The organism is Lishizhenia sp., from assembly GCF_057456495.1.
On sequence record NZ_JBVCPV010000104.1, the window covers coordinates 1 to 10,682 of the forward strand.

Annotated in this window: 10 protein-coding genes; 3 read left to right on the forward strand and 7 right to left on the reverse strand. The window is 37.4% G+C overall.

The genetic code is table 11. From position 1 onward, the window contains the following. On the reverse strand, positions 1-655 hold a 655-nt coding region (tatC, locus tag AC22ZQ_RS08715), incomplete at its 3' end, for a twin-arginine translocase subunit TatC (protein WP_318958395.1). 17 nt (positions 656-672) lie between these two features. Continuing rightward, positions 673-1,314 carry an MBL fold metallo-hydrolase gene (locus AC22ZQ_RS08720; RefSeq protein WP_318958396.1) on the reverse strand — a complete coding sequence of 214 codons (642 nt, stop codon included), beginning with the start codon at positions 1,312-1,314 and terminating at the stop codon, positions 673-675. Positions 1,315-1,531: 217 nt separating this feature from the next. On the opposite strand from AC22ZQ_RS08720, the gene AC22ZQ_RS08725 reads away from it, so the two are divergent. Further along, on the forward strand, positions 1,532-2,749 hold the full coding sequence (locus tag AC22ZQ_RS08725) for a M20 metallopeptidase family protein (protein WP_318958397.1): 1,218 nt from the start codon (positions 1,532-1,534) through the stop codon (positions 2,747-2,749). Here AC22ZQ_RS08725 and AC22ZQ_RS08730 read toward each other — a convergent pair. The 5 genes from AC22ZQ_RS08730 to AC22ZQ_RS08750 form a co-directional block, all read right to left on the reverse strand. Continuing rightward, positions 2,730-3,314, reverse strand: coding sequence for a non-canonical purine NTP diphosphatase (locus AC22ZQ_RS08730; RefSeq protein ID WP_318958398.1), 585 nt, complete (start codon positions 3,312-3,314; stop codon positions 2,730-2,732). The genes AC22ZQ_RS08725 and AC22ZQ_RS08730 overlap by 20 nt on opposite strands. After that, complete coding sequence (locus AC22ZQ_RS08735; protein ID WP_318958399.1) at positions 3,280-4,650, reverse strand: hypothetical protein; 1,371 nt, start codon at positions 4,648-4,650, stop codon at positions 3,280-3,282. The genes AC22ZQ_RS08730 and AC22ZQ_RS08735 overlap by 35 nt, the downstream gene beginning before the upstream one ends. 73 nt (positions 4,651-4,723) lie before the next feature. Further along, on the reverse strand, positions 4,724-5,059 hold the full coding sequence (locus tag AC22ZQ_RS08740; RefSeq protein WP_318958400.1) for a heavy-metal-associated domain-containing protein: 336 nt from the start codon (positions 5,057-5,059) through the stop codon (positions 4,724-4,726). 5 nt (positions 5,060-5,064) lie between these two features. Continuing rightward, positions 5,065-7,305: a TonB-dependent receptor gene (locus AC22ZQ_RS08745; RefSeq protein WP_318958401.1), complete on the reverse strand. Its 2,241-nt coding sequence runs from the start codon at positions 7,303-7,305 to the stop codon at positions 5,065-5,067. Between the two features lie 51 nt (positions 7,306-7,356). Further along, the gene (locus AC22ZQ_RS08750; protein WP_318958402.1) at positions 7,357-7,764 is read right to left on the reverse strand and encodes an HYC_CC_PP family protein; all 408 of its coding nucleotides are present in this window, start codon (positions 7,762-7,764) and stop codon (positions 7,357-7,359) included. Positions 7,765-7,895: 131 nt separating this feature from the next. Between AC22ZQ_RS08750 and AC22ZQ_RS08755 the strand changes: the two genes are divergently transcribed. Together AC22ZQ_RS08755 and recQ are read left to right on the forward strand one after the other, a co-directional pair. Further along, the gene (locus AC22ZQ_RS08755) at positions 7,896-8,501 is read left to right on the forward strand and encodes a NifU family protein (RefSeq protein WP_318958403.1); all 606 of its coding nucleotides are present in this window, start codon (positions 7,896-7,898) and stop codon (positions 8,499-8,501) included. Positions 8,502-8,639: 138 nt separating this feature from the next. Then, positions 8,640-10,682: DNA helicase RecQ (gene recQ / locus AC22ZQ_RS08760; protein ID WP_318958404.1), on the forward strand; the 2,043-nt coding region annotated here is incomplete at its 3' end.

Sequence of the window (10,682 nt, forward strand, 5' to 3'; positions counted from 1 at the left end):
CCAAAACTCCCACTATTGCATGCTTTCGGTATTTCTTCAAAAAGGCTGGGGTAACAATCCCTATTTTAGAAAGAAGGTAAATTACTACAGGAAGTAAAAACAAAATACCCGTATAAAAAACGGTTGAAGTAATTAGACTTACGTAAGAATCAATTCCTGGATTAGTTTCGATGTCAGGACTGATCCTAAACTCACCAAAAAATTGCACACACATGGGTGCCACCACAAAGTATCCGAACAATACTCCGAAGAAAAATAACAAGCTTACGTAGAACACGATTCCCGAGAATGATTTTCTTTCATTTTGACGTAAACCAGGTTTGACAAAACTCCACAATTGATAGAAAACATAAGGGAAGGCAATGATAAACCCACCAAGAAATGAGATCAATAAAGCGTAACTAAATTGAGAAGTCATTTTTAATCCCTGTGCTTTTACAGGAGTTACTTCCACGCATAGGTTCACATATTCACACATGACTCTATAGCTAATGAAGTTCTCTGAATTCATCGATAAAAAGATGTTATCCATGATCCACTCCAAGCAAACAAACAGACCAATGGCTAGCACAACTATAGCAATTACTGAACGAACCAAGCGCCAACGTAACTCCTCGAGGTGCTCTAAAAACGACATTTCATTTCCTTCTTCCATAGTGCAAAAGTAAGAACTTAATAATTTAAAATTGGGTTGTTTTGTTTTTCAATTTCTATCTTGGTTTCACCACCATGACCGGTACAAACTATCGTGTCTCCCGGTAAATTGAACATCACTTCAGTAATGCTCTTCTTCAGTGTCGCCATATCACCACCCGGTAAGTCTGTTCTTCCAAAACTTCCTTGGAATAATACATCACCGTTGAATACAATTTTGTTGGCTGCGTTGTAGAAAACTACATGACCAGGCGCGTGCCCTGGTGTGAACAATACCTCAAAGTCTAAATCTCCAAATGAAAGAGTAGTGTTTTCCTCTATTTCCATATCTGGTTCGGGAGAAGGAGTGAAAGCATCTAAGCCATACACAGCAGCACTTCTTTCAGACATTTCTAGTGTTGGTAAATCTTTAGGGTGCAAGTATAGTGGAATATTGTAGGTGTTCTTTACAAAACTATTTCCTGCAACATGATCTAAATGTGCATGGGTGTTTAAAATTGCAAGTAACTCTATACCTTCCTCTGAAATGAAATTTTGAAACAGCTCTTCCTCTTCTTTGAAATACATTCCTGGATCTATGACCACGCCTTTTTTGTTGTTGTCATATACCACAAAGGTGTTTTCTTGGAAGGGATTAAAAGTGAATTTTTGAACTTTCATAAAAACTGTTTTAAAAATAACTCTCCTCAATGACTGTTGTTGAATTTCGATAATTCAAGTCGCCATTTTTTAATTCGGACAAAGTTAATACACTTAAGCAAATAGATATTCTTAAATTCGTGTTGCTTAGCAAGAATTAGTTAGAAATAGCCTGAAAAAGTAAATTATGTCATGCCCTGCAATTTTAGGGTGAGGTGATTCTTCCAAACATCTTCAAATGGCATTTTTATTTGTAATATGTACAGCAATGAATCTTAAAGAACAAATACAAGCCAAGGCAAGTGAGTTTTTCGCAGAAGTTAAAGCGATTAGAGAGCATTTGCACCAACATCCTGAGCTTTCCTACCAAGAGCATGAAACAATGGCTTTTGTGTCAGAACAACTATCCAAGTTCGGTATAGAACATAAGGTTGGAGTTGCAGATACGGGAGTAGTTGGGTTGATCAAAGCAGATCATCATACTGGTGATGAAGATTGTATTGCGTTAAGGGCAGATTTAGACGCTTTGCCGATTCTTGAAAAGAATGAGGTGGCATATTGCTCACAAAATGAAGGAGTGATGCATGCCTGTGGTCACGATGTACACACTTCAGTTTTATTGGGAGCTGCTAAGATTATTCAGGAATTTAGAAATAATTTACAACAACCTGTAAAGCTTGTCTTCCAACCAGGAGAAGAGCAAAATCCGGGAGGAGCAAGTTTGATGATCAAAGCAGGTGTATTAGAAAATCCTAAAGTGGAGCGCATGTATGGATTACATGTTTTTCCAGAAATGGAAGTAGGGAAGTTAGGTTTTAGAGGAGGTTTGTACATGGCCTCTAGCGATGAAATTCACGTTACTATAAGCGGAAAGGGTGGACATGGAGCTCAACCACATAAAACTGTAGATAGCATTTTGGTGGGGGCTGAGGTAGTTACCTCTTTGCAGAAAATTGTTTCTCGAAGCTGCGACCCAACACTGCCGTGTGTTTTAACTTTTGGTCATTTCGAAGCTTTAGGAGCTACCAATATTATCCCGGCCGAAGTAAAAATCAAAGGAACTTTTAGAACCATGGATGAAACATGGAGGGCAAAGGCATTGGAAATGATTAAATTCCAAATCGAAAACATAGCAGAAACGCATGGAGCGAAAGCCGAAGTTTTCATCTCGCATGGTTATCCATTCTTAAAGAACGATGAAAGACTTACGGAGGATTTAAAAGTGAAGGCTAGAAAATTATTAGGAGAAGAAAACGTAGCGGAATTGCCGATACGTATGACTTCGGAGGACTTTGCATTTTATTCACAAGAAGTACCTACTTCTTTCTATCGTTTAGGTGTTCGTAATGAAGAGAAAGGTATAATACATGGGGTGCATACCGCAAATTTCGATATAGATCCCCATGCATTAGAAGTTGGAATGCAGATGATGGCGGCTATTTGCTTTGATATTTAGCCAAGAAATCAGTCATTTTAGCAAAAGCACGGGCTCTATGACTCATGCTATTTTTCTCTTCTGTAGTCATTTCAGCAAAAGTTTTCCCTGCGTTTTCAGGTTCAAAAATGGGATCATAACCAAAACCTTGATCACCCGTTTTTGAAGTTCGGATTTCCCCATTTACGATGCCTTCGAACAAGTGTTCTTCACCGTCTATGATAAGTGCTACAGCTGTTCTGAAGCGAGCAGATCTATTCTCTTTATCTGATAAACCATCCAATACTTTTTGCATATTTTTATCGTCAGATCTTTCAGCCCCAGCGTAACGAGCTGAGTATACTCCTGGCTCCATGTTTAGCGCTTCAATTTCTAAACCTGTATCATCGGCAAAGCAGTTTACACCAAATTTTTCGTGCACGTATCTAGCCTTTTGTAAAGCATTTCCTTGTAAGGTGTTTTGTGTTTCTGGTATATCATCAGAACAGTTGATGTCTTTCAGCGTTTTGATAGTGATTCCTGAAGGAACCAATTTCTGTATTTCCTTTGCTTTATTCTGATTCTGCGTTGAGAAGATCAATTCCATTTTTGTTGTTTTTATAATATCCATAAATACCGGCGAGTAAAAGTAAGAAAGCAAAAGGTAAAAGCGGAGCTCTTAAGCGTACTAATACACCATACAAGCTAGAGCTAAACCCTGTCATAAATGCCATGATCAAAACATAGAAAAAGGAAAAGACAAGTACTTCGTTACTTCTAACAAATTGTATTCTTTGTTTTAAATTGCTTTTAAAAAAGAAGACCAGTGTTAGTAGCAATAGCACAATTCCTTCGAGTATGTTGATGGCCAAAGCTACGTTTCTACTGTCCCAAGCAAACGGACGGTAGATTCCGGCAATAATAGCTTCTGGAGCAACTTTTAGCATACCCCAGAGACTGTAATCATTAATGTTTAATTGGTACCTATCCGTGCTGTAGGTTGAGTTTTGAGCAAAGTCTCTCTGAATCGTGGCAGCTTCTTGCAGTATTTTTTCAGGTGCTAAACTTCCAAAATTAGAGCTGTTGAAAAGGTACAAACTTAGTCCCCCCATACCTATGAGTAAAATGAAAAGACGCAACCCCATTTTTAGAACAGGTTTCTCACCCAATTGATTTATCCAATGGGTAGATATGGCAAAGAATAAGGGTGCCAACATGGCCAATAAAAGAAAGGCCCTGATTTCAATTAATAGGAAACTAGAGAGGATAAGGAAAAGACCTTCGATACTCAAGATTCCTGCTTTTTTATGAACGATTTTAAAAGTTGCCACCAAGCCCATTAATATGGCGATAAGTACAACGGTATCTTTGGAAATTCCTGTGCACCAAAAAGATACTGAAGGTACAAATAGTAGTGCTAAAGCTGCGAGTTTTTTCGGTAAGAAATTGAGTGTAGCAACATACCTGTAGAGTCTGTAATTTACATTGGCCATTATAAAAGCTAATATGAAACTCATGGCCCAATAACTTTTAAAACTCACGAACATGAGAAGAGAAATAATCTTGGAGACAAAATAACTTTCATCTTCACGGTAAATCCATCCTGGAGGATAGCCTATTTGTGCATTGAAATTCCCGTAGTAGATCTCTTTACCCTGACTTATTTCATCAAAATAATTGAGCGGGTTGTGAAAGAAAAGGTTGTTGAGTGTTTCTGATCCACGGTAATAAGCAAAAGTGTCACCGCCATTATACATGATGGCGTAAACACCTGAGAAAGCAATGACAAAAAAGATTTTAAAGTAGAAATTAAGAAGGTAAAACTGATGCTCTTGTTCTTTTTTCTGACGGTAAAATTTAATGTAGTGACTAATAATCGCGAGGATTACCAGCCAAAATATTCCAGGAAGAATATCTCCCACACTAAACAATTGGTTTCTCATTGTAAAGCGAATTTAAGAAAACAAAAAAAGGTAGCTGATGATCAACTACCTTTTGTCTCTAATTTTTTTATTTCTAGTGTCCACCAGGTTGGCAACATTTTGGAAGTGCTTGCTGTGCTGCCTTAACAGGTTCAACATCATCTGCACTGTATCCTATTTCAGAAATTACTTTTTTAATCTCATCCAAAGTGATTTTTTTCGAATTGTAACTTACGGTTACAATTTTAGTGGTAAGATCCATCTCCGCAAACTTAATCCCTTTGGTATAGTTTAATTTGTTTTCGATTCTTTCTTTACATTCTCCACATTGCGCATTGGTTTGGATTTGAGCTTCTTTCTTGTTTCCATCCTCTGCGTTACTATTAAATGTTAAGGCTACAATAGCCATAAGTGCCATTAAAAATTTCATGTTTTCTATTTTTTATTTTCTATACTAAATCTAACTCCGGCATATACGTTAATACCGATAACTGGTGCCCATATTCTCGTTGCATCGAAAGTTGAGCTAAAAGGGTTTTGAGCATCAATAATTGGATTTTTCTGGGTGTAATTTAATAAATTTTCTCCTCCAACGTAAAAATCCCAACGTTTGTATATGTGAGTAATTTGTGCATTTACCATGCCATAAGCTTTACTTCGCTCATCACTGGTAAATACAGTTCCCTCTTCATTAAGTGCTAATCTTGGTAGTCTCTTGGTTCCAAAAACAGATGCCGTTAAATCATATTCCCAACGTTTGTTTCTCGTGCTATATCCAAAATTGATGAAACCTCTGTGTTTCGGCACCATAATTTTTTCTTGTAAGCTTCCTCCAAATGTTGCTTTTACATCCAAATACTTATAAGCCATTTTAATTTCGAAATTACGGATAGGCTCAAAGCTGAAATCTGTTTGTATAGCGTTTGAGTAAGATTGTCCGTCTAAATTTCTAAAGTAGATGGCTTGTGCGTCTTGGTCTCTATCCACAACAAGTTGGTTGGTGAATAGTGTGTGGTATGCATCAACAGACCAACGTGCTGAACGTTTGAAAAGTCTGAACTCATACACGGTGCTCCCTCCAAAGTTCCAAGCTACCTCAGGCTTTAAAGTTTCATTCAGAACCCAAGGTTTGTTGTTGGCCATTAAAGATAGATTGTCAACTACATAGTTAGGAACTCTAAATCCTTTACCTGCAGTTAATCGAAGGTCTACTTTTTCTGTGACTTTGAATTTATAATGAGCACGTGGAGAGAACTGAAAACCGAACAAATTGTGGTAATCACCTCTCGCACCTAAAACTAAATCATGGCGAATGGTTTTCTTTGTAAACTCAGCAAATGCCCCAGGAACAATTTCCGTTCTGTTTAGGTTACTAATATCATCCTGCATACCTAAGTTGATGTGCTTTTGTCGTAATTCATCGTAGACAAAACTCAAACCTGTTTTTAAGGTGTTTGTAGTATTTCCTAGTATTGTATTGAAAATAGCATTTACATAACCTCGTTTTTCTTGGGCGTCCATACTTCTGTTCCCAAATTGAGCTTGCAAAGCATGATACTTAGCTTGATAGACTAACCCCAGTGAAGAGTTTACACTTTTCTTAAAGAAAAATCCTGTTTTAGCATAAACCTCTGCGTGCTGATTTTCTATGGATACACCGTAAAGATTGTTGGGGTTGCTAGATCTTTTATACCCCATTTCTCCACCGGTTTTACTAGTAACTGATCCTCTAAAGCCAAATTTGCTTTCAAAATATTCTCCCTCGTAATTCCAACGGTTCATGAAAGTGAAATTTTCACTTAAAGGAATGTCTTTAAAACCGTCCTTGTTTCTATCCAATTCTATAGCGCCAACAGAGGCATGACCAAAGAATCCTGTAGACCACTTCTTCGAAAGTTGTATACTGTTGTGAAAGTTAACTTCATTCCTTCCCTGAATATTGGTGTAAGCATTGAAATACAATTTGTCCATATTTACACCAGGTTGATAAAATTCAAGGTTAATCAAACCTGCCATCGACTCGTAACCATTTACCACGGTCCCTGAACCCTTGGTGATTTGAATGGAGTTTATCCATGTACCGGGTATCATATTCAAGCCGTAGGCTGAACCTAAGTTTTTAAGCATAGGGATGTTTTCAAACTGAATCTGTGTATAGGTACCAGCCAACCCCATCATTTGGATTTTTTTAGCCCCAGAAACTGCATCAGTAAGATTTACGTCTACACTTGCATTGGTCTCAAAAGATTCTGAGAGGTTACAACATGCTGCTTTTCTCAATTCACCAGCAGATAATGTTTCTGTAAATAAAGGATCGAGTTTCTCAATGGAAGAATTCTCACGTTGGTATGCAATTACAACTTCTGGTAAGTAACTAGAAGAATACAAGGTTACGTTAACATTTAGGAATCTATCTTTTTTGGTAATTACTAAAGTGTCGGTATAATAACCCTGAGCCCTAAAAATTAGAGTATCTGGTAATGCAGGTAAATAGTCTAATGTAAAAGCTCCTGTTTCGTCGGTAATCGTACCAATGTCACTACCTAAGAAGAATACTTTAACACCAAAAAGTGGTTCTTTTTTGTTTTCTGAAGAACCGTAAACAGTTCCTTTAACTTGTGCAAAAGTGTTGAGTGCAAATAGACTCAATATTGCAATTAATATGTTTTTTTTCATTTTTTGATTTTGTGTGATAATTCGAATAAACGTGAAGTTATCGCACTAAAATCATAGGGTGTAGACCTGCAGCTGCGCTCTTACTTGGCTGCTGGTAAGAGGAGGTGGGTTGGGATAGTATTGGGTGATTTGTGCTTCATTTATGCTTTCGGCTATAAAGAAATCAAATGCAGGAACAGTTGCCAAGTAAGGCACGGTTACTTTCACCAAAACATCGTGGTAATGATTTAACGTGGTCTGGAAAACTTTAGTTTCTTCCTTACAACAATCATCTTGCTTAGTATCCACAGGAACCTCGCAACAATCGTGGATGTTTGGTTGGTTCTCTTTGTGTTCTTCATGCATTTCGCATACCTCCTCTGTGGTCGTACATAAATGTTCCGATATAGAGAATCCGCAAACTCCTAAAAATAGAAAGCTCACAAAGAAAAGAAGTGCTATGTTTTTCAACTTTTGCATGCGTTAACAAAGATAGGGACAAATTGGGTTTCTACAAATTGTATAATCTGCCATTCTTGTATTTCAAAAGTCAATTTTTACTGTGTCCTTTACAAATGGATTACTACTTTTGCACGTAAAGATAAATTAACATGACTCAAAAAGTTCCAATTACTGTTTACGCTGAAATGACACCTAACCCAAGCACAATGAAATTTGTTGCTAATAAATATTTATTGATTACGGGCGAATCGGTTGAATTTACTAGTCAAGCAGAAGCCAAAGGATATTCTCCTTTAGCCGAGGAGCTTTTCAATTTCCCATTTGTTACGGGTGTATTTATGGCGAGTAACTTTATTACGATTACAAAGAACGAGGCATTGTCTTGGGATTTTGTAGTAATGGAATTGCGTGAATTCATCAGAGAATACCTACAAGATGGTAAAGAAGTGTTGATTATGATGCCACAGCCTAAGGCAAAACCTGTGGAAAAAGAAAACCCAACCAAAACTTACGCACCTTCAGAATACGATGATGCCATTGTAGCATTGTTAGATGAATATGTTCGTCCGGCTGTAGAGGGTGACGGTGGAGCCATTGAGTTTAGAAACTTTGAAGACGGTATTGTTACCGTATTATTGAAAGGATCTTGTGCTGGATGTCCATCTTCAACAGCTACTTTAAAAGGAGGAATTGAAAATTTATTGAAGCAACATTTACCTGAAGTAAAGGAAGTTGTTGCTGAAGATGCAGAATAATACCCATTCTAGAATTTGAACAAAAACGCTGAAAATTTACAAGGCGCTAAGCAGTTGTGAATCTTTTAGTTATCTCCTAAGAAAAGTTTGTTTTTTTCAGAGCTGTTTTTGTATCTTAGACTTAATTAATTTGGATATATGAATGTGAGTGATTTAACGGGTGCTCTACGCAAGTATTTTGGGTACGATAAATTCCGTGGTGACCAAGAAAAAATCATTAGAAACATCTTAGAAGGACAAAATACCTTCGTAATAATGCCAACAGGTGGAGGTAAGTCTATGTGCTACCAATTGCCGGCTTTATTATCAGAGGGTGTATCTATCGTGGTTTCTCCTTTGATCGCCCTGATGAAAAACCAAGTAGATGCGATTAGAAATGTGAGTGAGGACGATAGTGTTGCCCATGTCTTAAACAGCTCTTTATCGAAAACAGAAGCCAACCGCGTAAAGCAAGATATTAGAGATGGGAAAACCAAACTTCTTTATGTTGCTCCTGAATCGTTAACCAAGAAAGAAAATGTTGATTTCTTTAATTCTGTAAACATTTCCTTTTTTGCAATTGATGAGGCCCACTGTATTTCTGAGTGGGGGCATGACTTTAGACCGGAGTATAGAAGATTGCGTGAGATTTTTGAACAAATATCTAATGTTCCGATTATCGCATTAACTGCAACAGCTACACCAAAAGTTCAACACGATATCCAAAAGAACTTGAACATGTTGGATGCAACAGTGTTCAAAGATTCATTTAATAGAGATAATCTTTATTATGAGGTACGTCCGAAGAAGGAGGTAGAAAAAGAGATTATCAAATACATCAGATCGAAACAAGGTAAATCTGGGATCATTTACTGTTTGAGTCGTAAAAAGGTGGAGCAATTAGCCGAAGTTTTGCGCGTAAATGGAATCAATGCACTGGCTTATCACGCTGGTATGGATGCTTCTACAAGAGCAAAACATCAAGATGCTTTCTTGATGGAAGAGGTAGATGTAATTGTAGCCACCATTGCCTTTGGTATGGGAATCGATAAACCGGATGTGCGTTTTGTGATTCACCACGATATTCCAAAATCTTTGGAGAGTTACTATCAAGAAACCGGTAGAGCGGGTAGAGATGGTGGAGAAGGAGAATTGTTAACCTTCTACTCTTACAAAGACATCGAAAAATTAGAAAAGTTCTTACAAGGAAAACCTGTAGCAGAGCAAGAGATTGGACGACAATTGTTGTTTGAGATTGTATCTTATGCAGAGTCTTCAATTTGTAGAAGAAAATATTTGTTGCATTATTTCGGAGAAGAATTCGACGAGAAGAACTGTAACAGCATGTGCGATAACTGTAAGCACCCGAAAGAAACCATGGAAGGAAAAGAGTATGTTCAACTCTTGTTAAAAGCTGTGGTAGAATTGAAGGAAATGCAGAAGGCCAAGCATATTTGTGCTTTCCTAGCCGGAAAAGATACTGCAGAAATCAGTACTTATAAGCACGATAAATTGCCGCTTTATGGTAAAGGAAAAGAAAGAGATGAAGCTTTCTGGAATGCAGTGATGCGTCAATGTTTAGTAGCTAAATTAGTGGCGAAAGATATAGAGTCTTACGGGGTGATTAAAATGACCCAAGAAGGACATGATTTCATCAAAGAACCAAAGCATTTCTTATTGATTAAGGAAAATGATTTTAGCAGTGCTTCTGACGAGGTGAATGTAAACAACAATGCGAAAGGTGCTTTCGATGAAGTGTTGTATAAATCTATGTTGGATCTGCGCAAGCAAATTTCTAAGGATAAAGGAATTCCACCTTTCGTGATTTTCCAGGAGTCTTCTTTAAAAGATATGAGTTTCCAATACCCAATTACGATTGAGGAGTTAACAAATATTCAGGGAGTTGGACAAGGAAAAGCGAAGCGTTATGGAGCACCATTCTTAGCCTTAATTAAGCAATACGTAGAAGAAAACGATGTTGAAAGACCACAAGATTTAGTTGTAAAGCAATTGGTCAATAAAAGTGGAATGAAAGTACGTTTAATTCAAAACATCGATAGAAAACTGCCGCTAGAAGATATAGGATCTTCACAGGGGAAAAGTTTGAACGAGGTATTGGATGAAATTGAAATGATTGTTCAATCTGGAACGCGCGTGAACATCAATTACTACATAGATGATATGTTAGATGATGGTGAGCAA